General features: G+C 65.3%; 19 protein-coding genes and 1 pseudogene. 10 read left to right on the top strand and 10 right to left on the bottom strand.

The genetic code is table 11. The annotated features are described in order from the left end of the window. Positions 1–148 precede the first annotated feature (148 nt). The 5 genes and pseudogenes from HDG39_RS03915 to HDG39_RS03895 form a co-directional block, all read left to right on the top strand. A pseudogene (locus HDG39_RS03915) lies at positions 149–483 on the top strand (MFS transporter); the annotation flags it as partial. A gap of 155 nt (positions 484–638) precedes the next feature. Continuing rightward, positions 639–1472, top strand: a complete 834-nt coding sequence (locus HDG39_RS03910; RefSeq protein WP_184003428.1) for a M90 family metallopeptidase — start codon at positions 639–641, stop codon at positions 1470–1472. Positions 1473–1650: 178 nt separating this feature from the next. Beyond that, positions 1651–1914 carry a type B 50S ribosomal protein L31 gene (locus HDG39_RS03905; RefSeq protein ID WP_018418142.1) on the top strand — a complete coding sequence of 88 codons (264 nt, stop codon included), beginning with the start codon at positions 1651–1653 and terminating at the stop codon, positions 1912–1914. A gap of 307 nt (positions 1915–2221) precedes the next feature. Continuing rightward, complete coding sequence (locus tag HDG39_RS03900) at positions 2222–3979, top strand: ArnT family glycosyltransferase (protein WP_184003426.1); 1758 nt, start codon at positions 2222–2224, stop codon at positions 3977–3979. 2 nt (positions 3980–3981) lie between these two features. Beyond that, positions 3982–5361, top strand: a complete 1380-nt coding sequence (locus tag HDG39_RS03895; RefSeq protein ID WP_184003424.1) for an MATE family efflux transporter — start codon at positions 3982–3984, stop codon at positions 5359–5361. A 121-nt stretch (positions 5362–5482) separates the two neighbouring features. On the opposite strand, the gene HDG39_RS03890 is transcribed toward HDG39_RS03895, so the two are convergent. Further along, positions 5483–5893 (bottom strand): carboxymuconolactone decarboxylase family protein, encoded by a 411-nt coding sequence (locus HDG39_RS03890; RefSeq protein ID WP_184003421.1) that lies wholly within the window; start codon positions 5891–5893, stop codon positions 5483–5485. Continuing rightward, positions 5812–6339 (bottom strand): MerR family transcriptional regulator, encoded by a 528-nt coding sequence (locus tag HDG39_RS03885; protein ID WP_184003419.1) that lies wholly within the window; start codon positions 6337–6339, stop codon positions 5812–5814. The genes HDG39_RS03890 and HDG39_RS03885 overlap by 82 nt, the downstream gene beginning before the upstream one ends. Before the next feature lie 310 nt (positions 6340–6649). Here HDG39_RS03885 and HDG39_RS03880 point away from each other — a divergent pair, with 310 nt between their 5' ends. Both HDG39_RS03880 and HDG39_RS03875 read left to right on the top strand, forming a co-directional pair. Next, a complete protein-coding gene (locus tag HDG39_RS03880) occupies positions 6650–7225 on the top strand; it encodes a ComEA family DNA-binding protein (RefSeq protein ID WP_184003417.1) in 576 nt (191 codons plus the stop codon). After that, the gene (locus HDG39_RS03875) at positions 7222–7761 is read left to right on the top strand and encodes a YidB family protein (RefSeq protein WP_409339014.1); all 540 of its coding nucleotides are present in this window, start codon (positions 7222–7224) and stop codon (positions 7759–7761) included. Before HDG39_RS03880 ends, HDG39_RS03875 begins: the two co-directional genes overlap by 4 nt. A 194-nt stretch (positions 7762–7955) precedes the next feature. On the opposite strand, the gene clpB is transcribed toward HDG39_RS03875, so the two are convergent. After that, complete coding sequence (gene clpB, locus HDG39_RS03870; RefSeq protein ID WP_184003413.1) at positions 7956–10553, bottom strand: ATP-dependent chaperone ClpB; 2598 nt, start codon at positions 10551–10553, stop codon at positions 7956–7958. A 170-nt stretch (positions 10554–10723) separates the two neighbouring features. Further along, positions 10724–11254 carry an Rrf2 family transcriptional regulator gene (locus HDG39_RS03865; RefSeq protein WP_184003410.1) on the bottom strand — a complete coding sequence of 177 codons (531 nt, stop codon included), beginning with the start codon at positions 11252–11254 and terminating at the stop codon, positions 10724–10726. A 252-nt stretch (positions 11255–11506) separates the two neighbouring features. On the opposite strand from HDG39_RS03865, the gene HDG39_RS03860 reads away from it, so the two are divergent. Beyond that, the gene (locus tag HDG39_RS03860) at positions 11507–12061 is read left to right on the top strand and encodes a group III truncated hemoglobin (RefSeq protein ID WP_184003408.1); all 555 of its coding nucleotides are present in this window, start codon (positions 11507–11509) and stop codon (positions 12059–12061) included. A gap of 74 nt (positions 12062–12135) precedes the next feature. Here HDG39_RS03860 and moaE read toward each other — a convergent pair whose 3' ends face one another. The 6 genes from moaE to HDG39_RS03830 all read right to left on the bottom strand — a co-directional run bounded on the left by moaE (position 12136) and on the right by HDG39_RS03830 (position 18585). Continuing rightward, positions 12136–12612 carry a molybdopterin synthase catalytic subunit MoaE gene (gene moaE / locus HDG39_RS03855; protein WP_018418152.1) on the bottom strand — a complete coding sequence of 159 codons (477 nt, stop codon included), beginning with the start codon at positions 12610–12612 and terminating at the stop codon, positions 12136–12138. A 56-nt stretch (positions 12613–12668) separates the two neighbouring features. Beyond that, positions 12669–12926: a molybdopterin converting factor subunit 1 gene (gene moaD, locus HDG39_RS03850; protein ID WP_184003406.1), complete on the bottom strand. Its 258-nt coding sequence runs from the start codon at positions 12924–12926 to the stop codon at positions 12669–12671. A 45-nt stretch (positions 12927–12971) separates the two neighbouring features. Continuing rightward, positions 12972–14198, bottom strand: coding sequence for a molybdopterin molybdotransferase MoeA (locus HDG39_RS03845; protein WP_184003404.1), 1227 nt, complete (start codon positions 14196–14198; stop codon positions 12972–12974). A gap of 244 nt (positions 14199–14442) precedes the next feature. After that, entirely contained in the window at positions 14443–15894 is a 1452-nt protein-coding gene (gene thrC / locus HDG39_RS03840; RefSeq protein ID WP_184003402.1) for a threonine synthase, read from the bottom strand. 8 nt (positions 15895–15902) lie between these two features. Further along, positions 15903–17234 (bottom strand): homoserine dehydrogenase, encoded by a 1332-nt coding sequence (locus HDG39_RS03835; RefSeq protein WP_184003400.1) that lies wholly within the window; start codon positions 17232–17234, stop codon positions 15903–15905. A gap of 103 nt (positions 17235–17337) precedes the next feature. Then, positions 17338–18585: a pyridoxal phosphate-dependent aminotransferase gene (locus HDG39_RS03830; protein WP_018418157.1), complete on the bottom strand. Its 1248-nt coding sequence runs from the start codon at positions 18583–18585 to the stop codon at positions 17338–17340. Positions 18586–19040: 455 nt separating this feature from the next. On the opposite strand from HDG39_RS03830, the gene HDG39_RS03825 reads away from it, so the two are divergent. Then, the gene (locus HDG39_RS03825; RefSeq protein ID WP_184003396.1) at positions 19041–19415 is read left to right on the top strand and encodes an Mth938-like domain-containing protein; all 375 of its coding nucleotides are present in this window, start codon (positions 19041–19043) and stop codon (positions 19413–19415) included. Positions 19416–19524: 109 nt separating this feature from the next. Next, the gene (locus tag HDG39_RS03820; protein ID WP_184003394.1) at positions 19525–21369 is read left to right on the top strand and encodes an ArnT family glycosyltransferase; all 1845 of its coding nucleotides are present in this window, start codon (positions 19525–19527) and stop codon (positions 21367–21369) included. Positions 21370–21376: the final 7 nt, after the last annotated feature.

Here is a 21376-nt window from a genome sequence, read left to right as displayed (position 1 = left end):
GCGCGACCTTCGTGCTGGCCGTATTAGTCGGCAACTGCAATGCATGAAAAACCGCTCGCAAACTGCGAGCGGTTTTTTTCGTCCATCGTCCGCAGAGACAATGCGCCGCCTCAACATGTACGTGAACGTACACACGGTTTCTCGAAGGGGCCTCGGCTATCCGGTCGAAAACACCGGGCGGCACGTCGGCACCACATCGCTGATTTCGGCGAGCGCGCTGTTCGTCTATCTGCGTTTTGCGAAGCTGCTGCTGCGCAAGAAGTGGATCATCGTGCCGGGCTTCGCGGTGGCCGCGTTCGCCGCCGGGTGGATGACGCGCATGTCGCCGGACCGAGGAGTTCACGCACGGCTACCGGCTGAAAAACATCGTCCGGCAGTTGACCATCTTCTTCTCGACCGCCTCGGTGATCATCGTCGAGCAGCACCGGCTCGCGCTGCATCAAAGTCGCCTCGCGGAGTCCGTGAATCCGTACAATCCGGTCTACCAGAACACGATCGCGTCGATCAGCCGGTCGATTGCGCAGCAGGCCAGTTTGCTCGCGTCGCTCGACGGTTTCTATTTTCTGATCGGCGTCGCGATATGCGGCGGCCTGTTCGCCGCGAGGCAAAAACAGATCGACTGAAGGTGGGCTCCAAGCATGCTGTCGAAACTCACGAACTGGCTGGGCACACGGCGTCGCGAGCGCGCGCTGCGCGACTACGCGATCGACGATTCCTTGTGGCAGGCGACACTCGCCGGCCTACCCTTTCTCACGCATCTGGAAGCGCCCGATCTCACGCGGCTGCGCGAGATGACGAGTCTCTTCCTCGCGCAGAAGGAGTTCTCGACCGCGCACGAGCTCGAGCTGACCGATGCGATGACGGTCGGCATCGCCGCGCAGGCGTGCCTGCCGGTGCTGAACCTGAGCCTCGATCTGTATCGCGGCTGGGTCGGCGTAATCGTCTATCCGGGCGAGTTCGTGATCCGCAAGACCGTTGAGGACGAAGATGGCGTCGTGCACGAGATCGAACACGACGCCAGCGGCGAGGCGTGGGAAGGCGGCCCGGTGGTGCTGTCGTGGGAAGACGCGCAGATGACCGATGGCAGCGACGCATACAACGTCGTGATCCACGAGTTCGCGCACAAGATCGACATGCTCAACGGCGAAGCGGATGGCCACCCGCCGCTGATGCGCCGCTGGCACGCGCCGCTCGATGCGCAGGCATGGGCCGATGTGTTCGACCATGCATACGATCACTTCTGTGCGAAAGTCGACGTGGTGCCCGAGCGACGCTGGGCGCGTTTCGAACGCGAGTCGCTGGTCGATCCGTATGCGGCGGACCATCCGTCGGAATTTTTTGCCGTGTGCAGCGAGGCGCTGTTCGTCAAGCCCCAAGCGTTCGAGGCGGAGTATCCGGAACTGTACCGACTGCTCGCGCGCTACTACCGGCAAGATCCAGCGCGCGTCGGATTGACGTTCACGCCGGTTTGAGACGCCGCGAACGGGCGCCGCTTGCGCCGCAATAGAATCCGCTGGCAGCAAAATCGCCAAACGACTGATTTTCTGGCATAATCGCGGTTTTTCGACCGTAGGCAAGTGGCTCGCGCCTGAAGGCAGTCCAATTCGAGGCTGCACGCGGGTTGGCTACCGCCAGATTAAAGGAAAGACCATGAAAGAAGGCATTCACCCGAATTACCGCGAAGTCCTGTTCGTCGATATGTCGAACGACTTCAGGTTCGTGACGCGCTCGACCATCCAGACGCGCGAAACCGCGGAATTCAACGGCAAGACCTACCCGCTCGCGAAGGTCGAAGTGTCGTCGGAATCGCACCCGTTCTACACCGGCCAGCAAAAGATCATGGACACGGCCGGCCGCGTCGAGAAGTTCAACAAGAAGTTCGGCGCACGTGCTTCGGGCAAGGCAGTAAAGTAATACCGCAACGGTGCCGGCTTCCCGCCGGCAACGGAGCAAACAGAAAGGGCAGCGCGAGCTGCCCTTTTTTGTCGCCTGCGCTTGTGCGCCCGCTGGGTCGCACGCCGCGCGAAGCCTTCAGCCGGAAGGAGCACGCCGCGCTTTCACGACACTGTGTTACAGCTTGTCCATTGACGTTGCCGGGCGTTACCGGCCGTGACGTGCATCGCACGGCACGACTACAATGCCGGATGCTCGAAACGGGCCCTCGCGCCCTGACCTGCCAGGCCGCTCCGGTTGCATCGCTTATCCAGACTCCACACACCGCATGAGACCTGTCGTTCGCCTCACCGCCTCTGCGACCAGTGCGTTGCCGCGCTGGCTGCTGCTGGCCATCTGTATCGTCTACGCCTCGTTCGGCCTGTTCGGCCGCGATCCGTGGAAGAACGAGGACGCAGCCGGCTTTGGTGTGATGTGGACGATGGCGAACGGCGGCGCGCACGACTGGCTGCTGCCTAATCTGGTCGGCAAATATCTGACCGAGGACGGCCCGCTCGGCTACTGGCTCGGCGCGAGCGCGATCCGCGTCCTCGCACCGTGGGTCGACGCGAGCAACGCGTCGCGCGTGTTCACGGGCCTGCTGTTCTGCGCGGGCTGCGCGTTCGTCTGGTACGCGGCGTATCTGCTCGGCCGGCGCGCCGAAGTGCAGCCGTTCAAATATGCATTCGGCGGCGAGCCGGAACCGCGCGACTATGGCCGCACGCTCGCCGATGGCGCACTGCTGATCCTGCTCGCGTGCTTCGGCCTCGCCGAGCGCGGTCACGAGACCACGCCGCAGCTCGTGCAGTTCGTCTGCATCGCGATGCTCGTGTACGGCCTCGTGCGCATGATCGACAAGCCGATTCAGGGCGCGCTGACCTGGGGTCTCGCGATCGGCCTCGTCACACTCGCGAGCAGTCCGGTGCTGGTCGGCGCGCTGCTGCTCGGCACGCTCGCGATGACGCTGATCGTGCGCGAAACGCGATCGCGCTGGCTGCTGCTCGCGGGTCTGCCCGTGGCGCTCGTGCTCGCGGTGTCGTGGCCGATCATCGCGCTCGCCGCGTTCCCGGACGACGCTGTCTGGTATCTGAACCAGTGGCTGCACGTGAGCCTGAGCTCGTTCGCGGGCCCGCCCGGCTCGGTCGCCGCGTATGCGCTGAAAAACCTGCCGCTCTTCACATGGCCAGCCTGGCCGCTCGCGCTGTGGTCGTGGTTCAGCTGGCAGGGACTGCGGCGCGCGCCGCACGTGGCGATTCCGCTGTCGGTGATCGGGCCGCTGTTCGTGCTCGTCGTGCTGCAAAGCCATCAGTCGAACCGACTCTACATGCTGCTGCTGCCGCCGCTCGCGGTGCTCGCCACTTTCGCGTTGCCGACGCTCAAGCGCGGCGCGATCAACGCGATCGACTGGTTCGCGCTGCTGAGCTTCACGATCCTCGGCAGCTTCGTGTGGCTCGTGTATGTGGCAGGCCTGACCGGCTTTCCGCACCCGCTCGCGCGCAATCTCGCGCGACTCGCGCCCGGCTTCGTGCCGCAGTTCAAGATTCTGTCGTTCGTGTGCGCGGTCGCGGTGACCGTGTGCTGGTTCCTGCTGGTGCGCTGGCGCCTCGCTCGTCATCCGAAGGTGCTGTGGCGCAGCGTCGTGCTGTCGAGCGCCGGCACCACGCTGATGTGGGTGTTGCTGATGACGCTGTGGCTGCCGGTCGTCAACTACAGCCGGACCTATCGCGACGTCGCGCAGCAGATCGCCAACCACTTGCCCGATGACTACACGTGCATCGCGCCGGTACGCCTCGGCAATGCGCAGATCGCGACGTTCGCGTATTTCGGCGACATGCACTTCTCGTTCGACCAGGACTGCGACGTGATCCTGCGTCAGGACTCGCAGGACTACGGCGACCCTAGCGCGATGCCCGACTACATCTGGAAGCTCGTATGGGAAGGTCGCCGCGCGGCGGACCGCGACGAGCGCTTCCGCCTGTACGTGCGCATCGACCGTCCCAAGCCGCCGCCCGGCAAGCGCCGCAACTGGCACAAGAAGCTCGACTGACCATGTTCGCCGACGTACGGAAAATTGCCGCGCTCGCGTGGCCCGTATTGATCGGCCAGTTGGCCATCATCGCGTTCGGCGTGATCGACACGGCGATGGTCGGGCGCTACTCGGCCGTCGATCTGGCCGCGCTCGGCCTCGGCTCGTCGATCTACGTCTCGGTCTATATCGGCCTGACCGGCATCCTGACCGCGCTGCAGCCGATCACCGCGCAGCTGTACGGCGCGCGTCGCTACGTCGAGATCGGCGAAGAGGTCCGCCAGTCATGGTGGCTTGCCGCCGCGCTGACCGTGATCGGCTTTCTGATCCTGTTCTTCCCCGGACCGCTGCTGGCGTTGTCGCGCGTGCCCGACGCGCTGCACGAGCGCACGCTCGCGTACCTGCGGATTCTCGCGTTCGGGCTGCCCGCCGGCCTCGCCTTCCGGGTCTACGGCTCCGTTGCCAATGCGCTCGCCAAACCGCGGCTCGTGATGTTCCTGCAGATCGCCGCGCTGCTGCTGAAAATTCCGCTCAATACCTGGTTCATTTTCGGCGGCCTCGGCGTGCCCGCGCTGGGCGGTCCGGGCTGCGCGCTCGCGAGCACGCTGCTCAACTGGGCACTCGCGGCGCTCGGCATGCTGCTGCTCGCGTGCGTCGACGATTTCAAGGCACTCGGCATCTTCACGCACTTCTGCTGGCCGGTCTGGAAGCGCCAGGCCGCGCAACTGCGGCTCGGTATTCCAATGGGGCTGTCGTATCTGATCGAGGTCACGTCGTACACGTTCATGGCGCTTTTCATCGCGCGCTTCGGCACGACGACGCTCGCCGGACATCAGATCGCCGGCAACGTCGGCGCGGTGCTCTATATGACGCCGCTGTCGATCGGCATCGCGTCGTCGACGCTGGTCGCGCAGGCGCTCGGCGCGCATCGGCCGCAGGCGGCGCGCACGCTGTCGCGTCACGGCATCGCGATGGCGGTTGCGATCGCGTGCTGCTATGGCGCGCTCGTGCTCGTGCTGCGGCCGTACATTGTCGACGGCTATACGACGAACGCGCAGGTCGCGGCGAAGGCGTTGCCGCTGGTGCTGATCGTCGCCTGCTACCACCTGTTCGACGCGTTGCAGATCTCGACCGCGTTCGTGCTGCGCGCCTACAAGGTCGCGGTCGTGCCGACCATCATCTATGCGGTGGCGCTGTGGGGAGTCGGGCTCGGCGGCGGCTATGCGCTCGGCTTCGATACGACCGGCCTCACGCCGCCCTGGCTGACCGGCGCGCGCGGCTTCTGGGTCGCGAATTCCGCAAGTCTCGCGATTGCCGGGCTCGGCTTGCTCGTGTACTGGCGATTCGTGAGCCAGCGCTATTTGCGCGAGGCTGCGGCGGCGCGGGTCGATCCGGTTGTTTGAAGGGATGGGGGGTTGGGAAGGCCACGAATAGCACCGACCGGACCGTCAGTTGCACCCAAGCCGGGGTGAGAGACGACCTGTTCTGCATCCGCCTTTCCGTTCCCCACGCAGCTCAGCCCGCTCACGCCGCGTATGCGGCCTCCCCCTCCCGATCCTTGGCCTCGAAAATTTCCCGCGCCGCGAACAGCGCATTGAGCGCGGCCGGAAAGCCCGCATAAAGCGCCATCTGCATGAACACCTCGACGATCTGCTCGCGCGTGCAGCCGACGTTCAGCGCCGCCTCGATATGTACCTTCAGCTGCGGCTGGGCGCAGCCGAGGGTCGCGAGCGACGCGATCGCCGCAATCTCACGCGTGCGCAGATCGAGCTGCGGCCGGCTGTAGATGTCGCCGAAGCCGAATTCAATCAACAGGCGTCCGAATTCCGGCGCGACTGGCGCGAGCGCGGCGATTACCTGCTCGCCCGCCGAACCGTCGATTTCCCTGAGCTTGTCCCAGCCCCGCGCGTAGCGGTCGTTGTGTGCGTAGTCCATTGCGAGTCCTTATCGGGGTGTGAGGGCGACGAGGTTTCGTCGTCCTGTCGTGCCGGATCGGGCTCAAGCGCGCCGCTCGTGGCCGCCTCGTAGTACGCGATCTTGTCGTCGATCGCGCCGAGGTTGCTCTGCAGATCGGCGATCCGCGCGAGCAGCGCGGTGCGATGCGCAACCAGCAGGTCGCGGCGTGCGCGCATCGTCGGATGGCCTTGCGCGCGCAGCGCGGCGATCTGCTGCATGCCGGAGATCGACATGCCCGTTGCCTTCAGACGCATCACGAAGCGCAACCAGTCGAGATCGGCCGGCGAGTACAGCCGGTGCCCCGTCTGCGTGCGTCCGACCGGCCGGATCAAGCCGGCCTGCTCGTAATAGCGCAGCGTGTGCGTGGACACGCCGATCGTTTCGGCAACCTGACCGATGGTGAGCGCGGTTGAGTGTTTCGACATGACGGACTCAGGTTAGGACTTCGAGTGCACTCTAAGTCAAGCGTCGGATGCTGTCATTCCTTTGCGTTGCTCATTCTTTATCGCAGACGAGTTATCGCGACCGATATCGAACGATAAATTCACCGGCACTGCATGCCGCTAAAAGCTTTAAATATTGTGTGGCGGATTTACTTGTCATCAATCGAACGGTATAAATCGTCCGCTATCTCAAATCGGTCCTGCGATTTGTCCTATGCTTAAACGCAGCGCCCGCTGACAGGATAGGTCGTCCGTTCCCGGCTAACTTTTTGCCCTCAATGGAGTGCTTGCCATGCTGAAGAAGCTTTTCATGCTTTGCGTCGCTGTGGCTTTGTCGCTGTCGGCCGGATTTGCCGCGGCCGTGGAAGTGAATACCGCCGATCAGGCCGCGCTCGAATCGGTCAAGGGCATCGGCCCCGTGCATGCGAAAGCGATCCTCGACGAACGCGCCAAAAACGGCCCGTTCAAGAACGCCGACGATCTCGCCGCGCGTGTGAAGGGCATCGGCCAGAAATCGGTCGAGAACCTCGAAGCGGCCGGACTGACGATCAACGGCTCGTCGGCAGCGCCGACCGGTGCGAAGACGTCCACCAAGTCGGCCACGAAGACCACACCGGCGGCTCCCGCGGCAACCACCGCCGCCGCGCCCGCTGCCACGACGGCAGCGCCGGCCGCTCCTGCCCCTGCCTCGGCCGCGAAGCCGTCGAAGTCGAAGAAGAACAAGGCCGCAGCATCCGACGCGGCAGCCGCTTCGGCTCCGGCCGCCGCGGCAGCCAGCGCACCAGCCGACGCGTCCGGCACCAAGGCTTCGAAGAAGAAAGCGAAGAAGAGCAAGGCGGCATCCGCCGCGGCTGCGTCCGGCGCTTGAGGCCGGCGGGGCTGCCGCCCTTGCGTTTTACCGCGACGCGCAACCGCGCGTCGTCGTCACCCGCCCGGCCGTCATGCACGCGCCGGCATTCAAGAGAGACCGTCATGAGCCTACTCGACACCATCGGTTCCCTGCTTGGCAAATCGCCAGAAGGCGGCGGCCAGCAAGCGCTGATCGCCGCCGCGCTCGAATTCGTCAACACGCAGCCTGGTGGCCTGAACGGCCTGATCCAGCGCTTCCAGGAAAAGGGCCTCGGCGACGTCGTGTCGTCGTGGGTCGGCAATGGCGAAAACCAGCCCATCGCACCCGACGCGCTGCATAACGTGCTGGGCTCGGAAGCCGTGACCGGCCTCGCCGCGAAGGCCGGGGTCCAGCCGGATCAGGTGACGGGTCTGCTATCGCAGATCCTGCCGCACGTCGTCAACGCGGCCACGCCGGAAGGCGAAGTGCCGGCCGATGGCAAGCTGAACGCGACCACGGTGCTCGGCGCGCTCGGCGGCTTGTCGGCGCTGCTCGGCAACAAGGGCAACGCTTAAGCACGCTGTGCGCCATGCGCTGGCGGCGGCTTAGGCTGCCGGTCGACGCCGACGCCAACGCCAACGCCAACGCCCGGTTTGAAATCGGCGGGCAAAAGAAAACCGGCAACGAAGTCACCTTCGTTGCCGGTTTCTTAACGTTGGCGGGAACGGCTCGACTGCCGTCCTCCCGTCGTGTCATCAAGCCAAAGCGTTCAGTGCACGACGCGCTCGAACAGCACCTCGCCGTCGTCCACTTCGACCGGAATCACATCCTTCGGACCGAACTTGCCGGCCAGAATCAGCTTCGCGATCGGGTTCTCGATCTCCTGCTGGATCGCGCGCTTCAGCGGCCGCGCACCGAACAGCGGGTCGTAGCCGACCTTGCCGATGTGCTCGAGCGCCGCGTCCGATACCACCAGCTGCATGTCGAGCTTCGCGAGCCGCTCGTGCAGACGCTGCAACTGGATCCGCGCGATCGACTGGATGTTCGAGCGATCGAGCGCATGGAACACGACGACGTCGTCGATCCGGTTCAGGAACTCGGGACGGAAGTGCAGCTTCACCTCTTCCCACACGGCGTCCTTCACGGCTTCCTGCGGCTCGCCGACCATCGCCTGGATCACCTGCGAACCGAGGTTCGAGGTCATCACGATCACCGTGTTCTTGAAGTCGACGGTGCGGCCCTGGCCATCGGTCATGCGGCCGTCGTCGAGCACCTGCAGCAGCACGTTGAATACGTCCGGATGCGCCTTCTCGATTTCGTCGAGCAGGATCACGCTATACGGCTTGCGGCGCACGGCCTCGGTCAGATAACCGCCCTCCTCGTAGCCGACGTAACCCGGCGGCGCGCCGATCAGACGCGCGACGCTGTGCTTCTCCATGAACTCGCTCATGTCGATACGGATGAGATGCTCTTCCGAATCGAACAGGAACGACGCCAACGCCTTGCACAGCTCGGTCTTGCCGACGCCGGTCGGCCCGAGGAACAGGAACGAGCCATACGGACGGTTCGGGTCCGACAGACCCGCGCGCGAGCGGCGAATCGCATCGGCGACCGCGTTGATCGCCTCGTCCTGGCCGACCACGCGCTCATGCAGCTTCGACTCGATCTGCAGCAGCTTTTCGCGCTCGCCCTGCATCATGCGCGACACCGGAATACCGGTGGACCGCGACACGACCTCGGCGATCTCTTCCGCGCCGACCTGCGTGCGCAACAGACGCGGACGCTTCGGACTGTTCTGCTCCTCGGCTTCGGCGCGCGTGACTTCCTTCAGCTGCGCCTCGAGACCCGGCAGCTTGCCGTACTGCAATTCGGCCACCTTCTCGAGCTTGCCCTCACGCTGCAGACGCACGATTTCCGCACGCGTCTTCTCGATCTCTTCCTTCAGCTGCGCGCTGCCCTGCACCGCCGCTTTTTCCGCGGTCCAGATTTCATCGAGGTCCGAATATTCGCGGTTGAGCCGCTCGATTTCCTCTTCGATCAGTTGCAGACGCTTCTGCGACGCCTCGTCCTTCTCCTTCTTCACCGCTTCGCGTTCGATCTTCAGCTGGATCAGACGACGGTCGAGCCGATCCATCTCCTCCGGCTTGGAGTCGATTTCCATCTTGATCTTCGACGCGGCTTCATCGATCAGATCGATCGCCTTGTCGGGCAGGAAGCGGTCCGTGATGTAGCGATGCGACAGCTCGGCGGCCGCGACGATCGCCGGGTCCGTGATGTCGACGCCGTGGTGCAGCTCATAGCGCTCCTGCAGACCGCGCAGGATCGCGATGGTCGCCTCGACCGACGGTTCGTCCACCAGCACCTTCTGGAAGCGGCGCTCGAGCGCGGCATCCTTTTCGATGTACTTGCGGTATTCGTCGAGCGTGGTCGCGCCGACGCAATGCAGCTCGCCGCGCGAGAGCGCCGGCTTCAGCATGTTGCCCGCGTCCATCGCGCCTTCGGCCTTGCCGGCGCCGACCATCGTGTGAATCTCGTCGATGAAGACGATGGTTTGCCCTTCGTCCTTCGCGATGTCGTTGAGCACCGCCTTCAGGCGCTCTTCGAACTCGCCGCGATATTTGGCGCCCGCGAGCAGCGCGGCCATGTCGAGCGACAGCACGCGCTTGTTCTTCAGCGTTTCCGGCACCTCGCCGTTGACGATGCGCTGCGCGAGCCCCTCGACGATCGCGGTCTTGCCGACGCCCGGCTCGCCGATCAGCACCGGGTTGTTCTTGGTGCGGCGCTGCAGGATCTGAATGGAACGGCGGATTTCGTCGTCGCGGCCGATCACGGGGTCGAGCTTGCCTGCGCGGGCGCGCTCGGTCAGGTCGATCGTGTATTTCTTCAGCGCTTCGCGCTGGCTTTCGGCGTCCTGGCTATGCACCTGCGAGCCGCCGCGCACCGCGGCGATCGCGGTTTCGAGCGCCTTGCGGGACAACCCGTGCTCGCGCGCGAGACGGCCGGCCTCGCCTTTGTCGTCGGCGACCGCGAGCAGGAACATTTCGCTCGCGATGAACGTGTCGTTGAGCTTCTGCGCTTCCTTGTCCGCCTGGTTCAACAGACCGGTCAGTTCGCGGCCGATCTGCACGTTGCCGTCGGTGCCCTGCACTTGCGGCAACCGCGTGACTGCGTCGTTCAGCGCGGTTTGTAGAGGTTGTACGTGCACACCGGCGCGCGACAGCAGCGAGCGAGCGGAGCCGTCGTGCTGCGCGACGAGTGCCGCGAGCACGTGGACGGGTTCGATGTACTGATTGTCGTGGCCAACCGCCAGACTCTGGGCGTCCGCGAGCGCTTCCTGGAATTTAGTGGTGAGTTTGTCGATTCTCATCAAGAGACCTCCAATTTCGATTACCACCAAAATGAGGCGTTTTATTAGGGTTTCAAGCGCTTTTTTGGCCTCGGTCGCAACTATTTAACATTTGAGCGCAAGAACTGCCGCGATCCTTCCCCAGTGGCGCGGCCGGGCGGGTTTGCGCACCCGGGAGCCGGCCGGATGTTCTAGTTCTTGTGGCCCAGCGTCGCCGGACTGCCGCCGCGCGTGCTATCCGATGCCACCGGAATCGGCAGCGGCGCCATCTGAATCGTGGAGCCTAACCCAAGCAACGCCGCGAGCGGACTTTTCGGTTGCGCGACTTCGCCGATCGTAAAACGATCGAGCTCGGCGAGAAAAGCGAGGTTCGCCGCCTGCAACGCGCCACGGAGCCGGCATTGCGTCGTGATGACGCAAGGCCGCTGTTGGCCCTGGCGGTCCGGCAGACAGCCGACCAGCGCAAAGTCGCTTTCCGTGACCCGCACCACGTCGCCAACGGTCAGCGACAGCGATTGCGCGCCGAGCCGCAAGCCGCCGTTGCGGCCGCGCACGGTCTCGACCCAGCCGAGCTCGCCCAGCTGCTGCACGACCTTCATCAGATGGTTTTTCGAGATGCCGTAGGCTTGCGAAATGTCCTGAATCGTCGATAATCCGTCGCCCCGCACCGCGAGGTACAGCAGCACGCGCAGCGCGTAATCCGTATAGTCGGTAAGTCTCATAGGTCCTGGTATAGCTTGAAAGGCTGCGAGCAAGTGCCTTGAACGTCCCGATAACCGTGTCGACGCGAGGGTTGCCGGGAACGAGCGCTACGCCCTAACATGACTGGCTGGCTGGCGTCGCTCCCCGAATCGCGCTGCAAAACTGTTTCGGATAGCAATAGTAGCTTTTTCCGCATCAACCGTTTGTCAGAAAAACGGGGGGGCAAGGTTCAGTTCAGCCGACATCGGCAACCGCAATTTTCTGGAATCCGCATGAATCCGTCTTTCCCCGTCGCGCCGCCGGTCGAACGCGCGGCCGAACCCACCGACGCCAATATCCGCGACCTCGTCTATGGCTTTTACGATCGCGTGCGTGCCGACCCGCTGCTCGGTCCGGTCTTCGACGCGAAGCTCGCGGGCCGCTGGGACGACCATCTGCCGAAGATGTGCACATTCTGGAGCAGCCTCGTGCTCGGCGCGAAGCAGTATCGCGGCAACGTGCAGCAGGCGCATCAGCCGCTCGAAGGCATCGAGCCGCAGCATTTCAGCCGCTGGCTGTATCTGTTCCTCGATACGGTCGAATCGCGCTATCAGCCGGCCGCGGCGGTCCGTTTCATGGAGCCGGCGCTGCGGATTGCGCAGAGTCTGCAACTGAGCCGTTTCGGCTGGGATTACAAGATCCCGCCGGAGCAACAGGCGCTGCTCGAGCGGGTGGCGCCGAAGCGTCGGCCGCGAGATGGCGACGTTGACGACGATGGCGAGCATCCGTCACGGCCGGCTGGGGAGCCGTTCCCGGTGCCGATCATCGGACGCTCGCGGGACGAGTGAAGGTCGGCCGGCGCCGACGCCCCTCACACAAAGACGCCGCGTGCGCCGTCGCAACTCCGCGGCCCGCGACGCGTTTACTCCGGAGTCCGATTTCCCGATTCGATTCCCCAGCGCGCGAGCGCGGCATCGTCGGTCACGCGCGCGTCGACCCAGCGCTCGCCCGCGTCGGTTTTCTCCTTCTTCCAGAATGGCGCTTCGGTCTTCAGATAGTCCATCACGAATTCACACGACGCAAACGCGTCGCCGCGATGCGCGGCCGTCGTCGCAACGAGCACGATCTGATCGAGCGGATACAGCTTGCCGACGCGATGCACGATCAGCACCTCGATGCCCGGCCAGCGTTCGCGCGCACGCTCGACGATCGCCTCGAGCGACTTCTCCGTCATGCCCGGATAATGCTCGAGCTCCATCGTCTCGACCGCGCTGCCCTCGTTGAGATCGCGCACGGTGCCGACGAAGCACGCGACCGCGCCGATGCTCGGATTGCGCGCGCGCAGCGCGGCCACCTCGGCGCTGAGGTCGAAGTCTTCGGTCTGGACGCGAACGGGCATGGACGGCTCCTGAGGGCTTTTGTCGCTGGCGTGAACGTGATGTGCGAGAGCGCGGCTCAGCCGCCGGTGACGGGCGGAAAGAACGCGACCTCGCAGCCCTCGGTGATGCGGGTGCTCGCGCCGGTCATCACGTGGTTGCAGGCCGTGCGCAGCGCGCGGCCTTCGGCGAGCGTCTCGGCCCAGATGCCGCCACGCACGCGCAGCCACGCGCGCACATCGCCGACGGTCGCGATGCCGTCGGGCACCTCGACGCTTTCGTGGGACGTATTGAGCGCTTCACGCACGCTCGCAAAGTATCGGAGTTCAATCTTCATCGGGATACCGCCGGTCCAAGCCGCGCGTGCCGCGGACGAGCGGCCTCAGTTCAACAGTTCGGAAAACGGAATGAAGCGCACGGTTTCGCCGGCGCTGATCGCGTGGTTCGGCGGATTGTCGATCAGACCGTCGCCCCACACGGTCGACGTCAACACGGCCGAACTCTGATTGGCAAACAGATCGAGCCCTCCCGCCACATTGACGCGCGCGCGCAGGAACTCGTTGCGGCGATCGGCCTTGCCCTGCGTGAAGTCCGCGCGCAGCGACAGCGCGCGCGGCGCGACCGCCTGCACGCCGGCCAGCCGCAGTACGAACGGACGCACGAACAGCAGGAACGTCACGAAGCTCGACACCGGATTGCCGGGCAGGCCGATGAAAAACGTTTCGGCCGGCTCGCCCCCATTTGCACCACCCGCACCACGCCGCACCGCGCCGAACGCGAGCGGCTTGCCCGGCTTCATGGCGATCTGCCACATCGACAGACGCCCTTCGGCCTCCACCGCTGGCTTCACGTGATCCTCCTCGCCGACCGACACGCCGCCGCAGGTGAGAATCAGATCGTGCGCCTCGGCGGCTTCGCGCAGCGTCGCGCGGGTCGCGTCGAGTTGATCGGCGACGATGCCATAGTCGGTCACGTCGCAGCCGAGCTTCTCGAGCAGGCCGCGCAGCGTGAAGCGATTCGAGTTGTAGATCGCGCCGGGCTTCAGCGGCTCGCCGGGCATCGTCAGTTCGTCGCCGGTGAAGAATACGGCGACCTTCACGCGGCGGCGCACCTCGAGCCGCGCGCATCCGACCGACGCGGCAAGTCCCAACGCCTGCGGCGTGAGCCGCGTGCCGGCCGGCAGGATCACCGAGCCCGCGCGAATATCGGCGCCCTGTGCGGTGATCCACTCGCCCGCCTGCGGACGATGCACGATCGTCACCTCGTCGCCAGCCACCTCGGTCTGCTCCTGCATCACGACCGCGTCCGCGCCGGCGGGCACCGTCGCGCCGGTGAAGATGCGTGCCGCGCTGTTGGGCGCGAGCGGCGTCGGCGCATGGCCGGCCGGAATGCGTTGCGAGACCGGCAGGCGGCTGCCGTGCGCGAGATCGGCGATGCGGACCGCGTAGCCGTCCATCGCGCTCGTGTTCATCGGCGGCACATCGAGCGGCGACGTGACGTCGGTGGCGAGCACGCGATTCAGCGCGTCGAGCGTCGGCAGCGTTTCGATACCGTCGAGCGCGCGCGCGGCGTCGAGCAGGATCGCCAGCGCATCGGCAGTGGCGAGCATCGGGGCGCGGGGCGTGGGTGTGGACATCTGGAGGGTGGAAGCCGCAGGTTAAAAGAACATTGTAGCGGCCGATGCCGTTAGCCTGGGAGGCCGGGCGTTATGGGGAGCTTTTTGTGTTTTTCGATGCGTGGCCGCGGAGGGTGCGGCCAGCGTTTTCTCGTAGTGCGGGAGTGGGCGTCGATCAACGTGAATCGACGCGGCATCCCGCGTGAGCCGTAAAACGGCTCACGCGGCCCGCGCGCCCTTATTCGCCGGTATTCGCGACGATGAAGTCCTTCACCCGCTGCGCATCCGCGGGCACGACCTCGAAGCGCTGCGGCAACGACTCGAGCCCCGAGAACGCCGCCGGCCGCTCCGGTTCGCGCAGCAGCGCCTCGCGGATCGTCTCGCCGAACTTGATCGGCTGCGCGGTCTCGAGCACGATCATCGGAATGCCGGGCTGCAGATGCTCGCGCGCGACCTTCACGCCGTCGGCCGTGTGCGTGTCGATCATCGTGTCGTAACGCTGGAACACGTCGCGGATCGTGTCGACGCGGGTGTCGTGGCTGCTGCTGCCCGACACGAAACCGAACTCCCTTACGCGCGCGAAGTCGCCACTTGCCGCGAGATCGAAACCGCCCTTCTCCTCGACGTCGCGGAACAGTTGCAGCACGCGCGCCGGATCGCGGCCGAGCAGGTCGTACACGAAGCGCTCGAAGTTCGATGCCTTCGAGATGTCCATGCTCGGGCTGCTCGTGTGATACGTTTCGGCCGCCTTGCGTACACGGTAGATACCAGTGCGGAAGAACTCGTCGAGCACGTCGTTCTCGTTGGTCGCGACGACGAGCTTCTCGATCGGCAGACCCATCATGCGGGCGATATGACCCGCGCACACGTTGCCGAAGTTGCCCGACGGCACCGTGAACGACACGCGCTCGTCGTTCGACTTCGTCGCGGCAAAGTAGCCCTTGAAGTAGTAGACAACCTGTGCGACGACTCGCGCCCAGTTGATCGAGTTGACCGTGCCGATCTTGTACTTCGCCTTGAACGCGTGATCGTTCGAGACCGCCTTCACGATGTCCTGCGCGTCGTCGAACACGCCTTCCACCGCGAGGTTGAAGATGTTCGGGTCTTGCAGGCTGTACATCTGCGCGGTCTGGAACGCACTCATCTTTTTGTGGGGCGACAGCATGAACACGCGGATGCCCTTCTTGCCGCGCATCGCGTATTCAGCGGCGCTGCCGGTGTCGCCCGACGTCGCGCCGAGAATGTTCAGCGTTTCGCCATGCTTCGCGAGCGCGTACTCGAACAGGTTGCCGATCAGCTGCATTGCCATGTCCTTGAACGCGAGCGTCGGACCGTTCGACAGTTCGAGCAGCGAAAGCGGCGCGCCGGCTTCGACGCCGAGCGTCTTCAGCGGCGTGATCTGCGCGGCGCTTTCGTCGTCGCGCACGTTGCAGTAGGTCGCGGCCGTATAGGTCTTGCGCGTCAGCGCGCGCAGGTCGTCGGCGGGAATGTCGTCGCAGAACTTCGACAGGATCTCGAAGGCGAGATCCGCGTATGGCAGCGTGCGCCAGCGCGCGAGTTCGTCCGCGGCGACGCGCGGATAGTCGGCCGGCAGATACAGGCCGCCGTCTTTCGCGAGACCGCCGAGCAGGATGTCGGAGAAGGTATGGCGCTCGCCGGCCCCGGCGCCGCGCGTGGAGAGGTAGTTCATAGTTCGGCCTAGTTCAGCGCTTCCATGCGCAGCTTCGTGACTTGCGAGACGACGGTCTGCAGCGCCTCGATCGACCTGATCGCGGCATTGACCTGTTTTTCGACCGTCTCGTGCGTGATCAGCAGAATGTCGGTTTCGCCCTTGCCGTTCGCGTCGACGAGCTCCGATTCCTTTTGCAGCAGCGCGTCGATCGAAATGCCGGTGTCCGCCAGAATGCGCGTGATGTCGGCGAGCACGCCGGTCACGTCGGCGACGCGCAGGCGCAGGTAGTAGCCGCTCGTGACTTCTTCGATCGGCAGGATCGGGGTGTTCGACAGGCTGTCCGGCTGGAATGCCAGATGCGGCACGCGGTGCTCGGGGTCGGCCGTGTGCAGACGCGTAACGTCGACGAGATCGGCGACCACGGCGGAAGCCGTCGGCTCGGCGCCCGCGCCCTTGCCGTAGTACAGCGTCGTGCCGACCGCATCGCCGTGAACGACGACCGCGTTCATCGCGCCTTCCACGTTGGCGAGCAGACGCTTTTCCGGAATCAGTGTGGGGTGCACGCGCAGCTCGATGCCCTTGTCGGTGCGTCGCGTGATGCCGAGCAGCTTGATGCGGTAGCCGAGTTCCTCGGCGTATTTGATGTCGATCGCGGCGAGCTTGCTGATGCCTTCGACGTACGCGCGGTCGAACTGCACCGGCACGCCGAACGCGATCGCGCTCATGATCGTCGCTTTGTGCGCCGCGTCGACGCCCTCGATGTCGAAGGTCGGGTCGGCTTCCGCGTAGCCGAGCTCCTGCGCGGCCTTCAGCGCGGTCGCGAAATCGAGCCCACGGTCACGCATCTCCGACAGGATGTAGTTCGTCGTGCCGTTGATGATGCCCGCGATGTACTGGATGCGGTTCGCCGTCAGCCCTTCGCGCAGTGCCTTGATGATCGGAATGCCACCCGCCACCGCCGCCTCGAACGCGACCATGACGCCGTTCGCGCGCGCCGCCTCGAAAATCTCCGTGCCATGCACGGCGAGCAGCGCCTTGTTGGCGGTGACCACGTGCTTGCCGTTGTTGATCGCGCGCAGCACGAGGTCGCGCGCGATGCCGGTGCCGCCGATCATTTCCGCGACGATCGCGATCGAGGGATCGCCGACGACCGCGTTGAAGTCATCGGTCAGCGCCACGCTGCCGGCTTCGCCGCCGAGCGCCGCGGTCGCCTTGGCCGGGTTGCGCACGGCAATGCGCGCAATCTCGATGCCGCGACCCGCGCGACGTTTGATTTCTTCCTGATTGCGGCGCAGTACCGTGAAGGTGCCGCAGCCTACCGTGCCGAAGCCCAGCAGTCCAACTTTGATTGGTTCCATGCAGCGTGTGTTTCTAGTAGAGGTTTGAAAAGGGTGTCGGGGGGTGGCACGAGCGGCGCGCCTCATTTGCCACATCACGCGCCACATCGTACGCGAGGCCGGCTCAGGCTGTGTGACGCTTGCGGTAGCCGTCGAGGAAGCGCGCGATCCGGTTGATCGAATCCGCGAGGTCGTCGACGTTCGGCAGGAACACGACGCGGAAGTGATCCGGCGTCTTCCAGTTGAAGCCGGTGCCCTGCACGAGCAGCACGCGCTCTTCGAGCAGCAGGTCGAGGATGAACTGCTGATCGTTCTGGATCGGATACACCTTCGGGTCGAGGCGCGGGAACATGTACAGCGCCGCTTCCGGCTTCACGCAGCTCACGCCGGGGATCGCCGTGAGCATGTCGTAGGCGAGCTCGCGCTGTTTGTACAGGCGCCCGCCCGGCACGATCAGGTCGTTGATGCTCTGATAGCCGCCGAGCGCGGTCTGGATCGCGTACTGGCCGGGCACGTTCGGGCACAGCCGCATCGACGCGAGGATGCCGAGCCCCTCCAGATAGTCTTTCGCGAGCCGGCGGTTCTCGCCGATCAGGCCCGAAATGGCCATCCAGCCGGCGCGATAGCCGCACGAGCGGTAGCTCTTCGACAAGCTGTTGAACGTGACGGTCAGCACGTCTTCGGACAGCGACGCCATCGACGTGTGCGTCTTGCCGTCGTAGACGATCTTGTCGTAGACCTCGTCGGCGAAGATCACGAGGCCGTGCTGGCGCGCGATCTCGATCAGGCCGAGCAGCAGTTCGTCCGAGTACAGCGCGCCGGTCGGGTTGTTCGGGTTGATCACGACCAGCGCGCGCGTGTTCGGCGTGATTTTCGCGCGGATGTCATCGAGGTCGGGCATCCAGCTATTCGACTCGTCGCAGATGTAGTGCACCGGCGTGCCGCCCGCGAGGCTCACGCCGGCGGTCCACAGCGGGTAATCGGGCGCGGGCAGCAGCACTTCGTCGCCGTCGTTGACGAGGCCCTGGAGCGCCATCACGATCAGCTCGGACGCGCCGTTGCCGATGTAGACGTCGTCCAGCTCGACGCCGTGCACGCCCTTTTGCTGCGTGTAGTGCATGATCGCCTTGCGCGCGGCGAATACGCCCTTCGAGTCGGAGTAGCCCGACGAGCTAGGCAGGTTCAGGATCATGTCCTGAATGATCTCGTCCGGCGCCTCGAAGCCGAACGGCGCCAGATTGCCGATGTTCAGCTTGATGATGCGGTGACCCTCTTCTTCGAGCCGCTTCGCATGTTCGAGGACGGGCCCGCGAATGTCGTAGCAGACATTCAACAACTTGTTTGATTTGAGAATCGGTTTCACGGCGGGCACTTCATCCTGGTTGATGGCTGGGGCAAACCTTGGGCAAACGGGGCCTGGCTGACGACGCCGGGCTGCTCTGATTCGCCGCTACGGGGAATTCGGACGCGGCGGCGCCAGCGACGGCGGCCAGCCGCGAAATGGGGTCGAACTGTCGAGCGGCCGCGGCTTTCCGGGTTCCGGCGTGGGAAAAACGCAGCGAAAGCGGGCGATGCCAACCCAGGTAGCCGGTGGGCCACGCCGATGCGCCCAGCGCGGCTTGTGGCGGCACTTGAGCGAGGGGCGCCGCAAGGCGGCTAAAAAGTTATAATTTAGCGGATTTTGGCCGACTTCCGCAATGCACCACCCGCATCGGCAAGCCTTTTCGGCCTTCTCGTGTGCCACACGCGTCGAACCGCGCGGCCTGTGCGACGTGCAGTCAGGCCGGCAACACGCATGACGTCTCACGACGACTTCGGAAAACCAATTTGAAATTACATCAGGATTCCAGCGGCGCGCTCAATACCGTTACCGGCTACGGCGCCGACTACGTCGAAATCAATCTGGTGCGTCACGCGGGCAGTATTCTCGTGCTGCCGGACGCGCCGGTCATTCCCTGGCCCGTCTCGTCGTTCGAGCAGTTGGGCGCCGAGCATTTCGCGATGCTGGTCGACGCGGCGCCCGAAGTGGTCGTGTTCGGCAGCGGCGAGCGGCTGCGCTTTCCGCACCCGCGCCTGACCGCCGCGCTGAGCGCGAAACGCATCGGCGTAGAAACGATGGACTTCAAGGCCGCCTGCCGCACCTACAACATTCTGATGGCCGAGGGCCGCAAGGTCGCGGCCGCGTTGCTGATCGAGGCCTGAGCGTGCCCGGCGCCGGTGCATCCCGCGCCGGCGCGCCCGGCCGGCCCGGTTCTGCCCCCCGCGTCGCGCCCGTGCGCGCGCCGTCGATAACAAGAAGGGTTGATATTTCATGAACGATACGCCGTCGAGGCTACCGCTCAACCGCACCGCGATCCTGTTGCTGGTGCTGGTTCTCGCCGTGATCTGGTTCGTGCCGCTCGGCTGGCGCCATCTGCTGCCGAGCGACGAAGGCCGCTACGCCGAAATGGCGCGCGAAATGTTCCTGACCGGCGACTGGATCACGCCGCGCTACAACGCCTACAAGTACTTCGAGAAGCCGCCGCTGCAAACGTGGGCGAACGCGCTGACGTTCGCGTGGTTCGGCATCGGCGAATGGCAGGCGCGCCTCTACACCGCGCTGACGGGCTTCGCCGGCGTGCTGCTGATCGGCTTTACCGGCGCCCGCGTGTTCAACGCCGCGACTGGCGTGTTCGCGGCACTCGTGCTCGCCTGTTCGCCGTACTGGAACCTGATGGGCCACTTCAATACGCTCGACATGGGCCTGTCGCTCTGGATGGCGCTCACGCTGTGCGCGCTGCTGCTCGCCCAGCGCCCGAACCTGCGGCCCCCATGCGTGCGCGGCTGGATGTGGGTGTGCTGGGCGTCGATGGCGCTGGCGGTGCTCTCCAAGGGCCTGGTCGGGATGATCCTGCCGGGCGCGGTGCTGGTGCTGTATACGCTGATCGCGCGCGACTGGGCGCTGTGGAAGCGTCTGCATCTGGTGAGCGGGCTGATCGTGTTTTTCGCGATCGTGACGCCGTGGTTCGTCCTCGTGCAGCAGCGCAATCCGGAATTCCTGAACTTCTTCTTCGTCGTTCAGCAGTTCAAGCGCTATCTGACGCCCGAGCAGAATCGCCCCGGTGCGTTCTACTACTTCGTGCCAGTGCTGCTGGTGGGCTTCCTGCCATGGCTGTCGGTAACCGTGCAAAGCGTGCGCCACGCGTGGCGCCAGCCGCGTCAGCCGAACGGCTTCGCGCCGGTCACGCTGATGCTCACGTGGATCGTCTTCATTTTCCTGTTCTTCAGCGCGTCGCACTCGAAGCTGCTGTCCTACACGCTGCCGATCGCGCCGCCGATCGCGATGCTGATCGGCATGTATCTGCCGCTCGTCACGCGCGAGCAGCTGCGCCGGCATCTGGCGGGCTACGCGCTGTTTTTCGTGGTCGCCGCGTTCGCGGCGCTGTTCCTGCCGCGCTTCGGCACGGCGCGCAATCCAGCCGAGCTGTATGCCGAATACCGCGTGTGGGTGCTCGCCGCGCTAGCCGTCGCGTTCGTGCTCACGCTGTTCGCGCTGTGGTTGAACCGCCGCGGCCAGGGCGGCGTGGGCGCCAACGCGCGAGTCGGTCTCGGCAGCCTCGCCGCGTTCGGCGCGGGCTGGCTGCTGCTCGGCACCATCGCGGGCACCGGCCACGACGTGTTCGGGCGCCTGAGCTCCGGCGCGCCGCTCGCGCCCGCGATCAAGGCCGAACTCGCGAAGCTGCCGCCCGACACGCCGTTCTACTCGGTCGGCGTACTCGACCACACGCTGCCGTTCTACATCGGCCACACGATGATCATGGTCGCGCACCCGGACGAGCTCGCATTCGGCGTGTCCGTCGAGCCGCAAAAATGGATGCCGACGGTCGACGCGTGGATCGAGCGCTGGAAGGCCGATCGCTACGCGCTCGCGCTGATCCCGCCGCCGACCTACGACCGCCTCGTCAAGCAAGGCGTGCCGATGCAGGTGATCGCGCGCGATCCGCGCCGCGTGGTGGTGATGAAGCCCCTCGCCGACGCGGCTCCCGCCGCCGCCCCGGCCGCAGCGGCGGCGGCAGCACCCGCTACCCCCGCTAACGCCGCCTCGGCAGTCGTCGAAGTGAGGCCCGCGGCATCGGCCACGCCGGCCCCCGTCTCCACGCCCGCGGCAAAGCCCTAACCCTTTC

The sequence above is a fragment of the Paraburkholderia lebeckiae genome, from assembly GCF_014201005.1.
Lineage (GTDB): Bacteria > Pseudomonadota > Gammaproteobacteria > Burkholderiales > Burkholderiaceae > Paraburkholderia > Paraburkholderia tuberum.
Note: the sequence above shows the minus strand (reverse complement) of the source record. Positions and strands in the feature narration are given on the sequence as shown.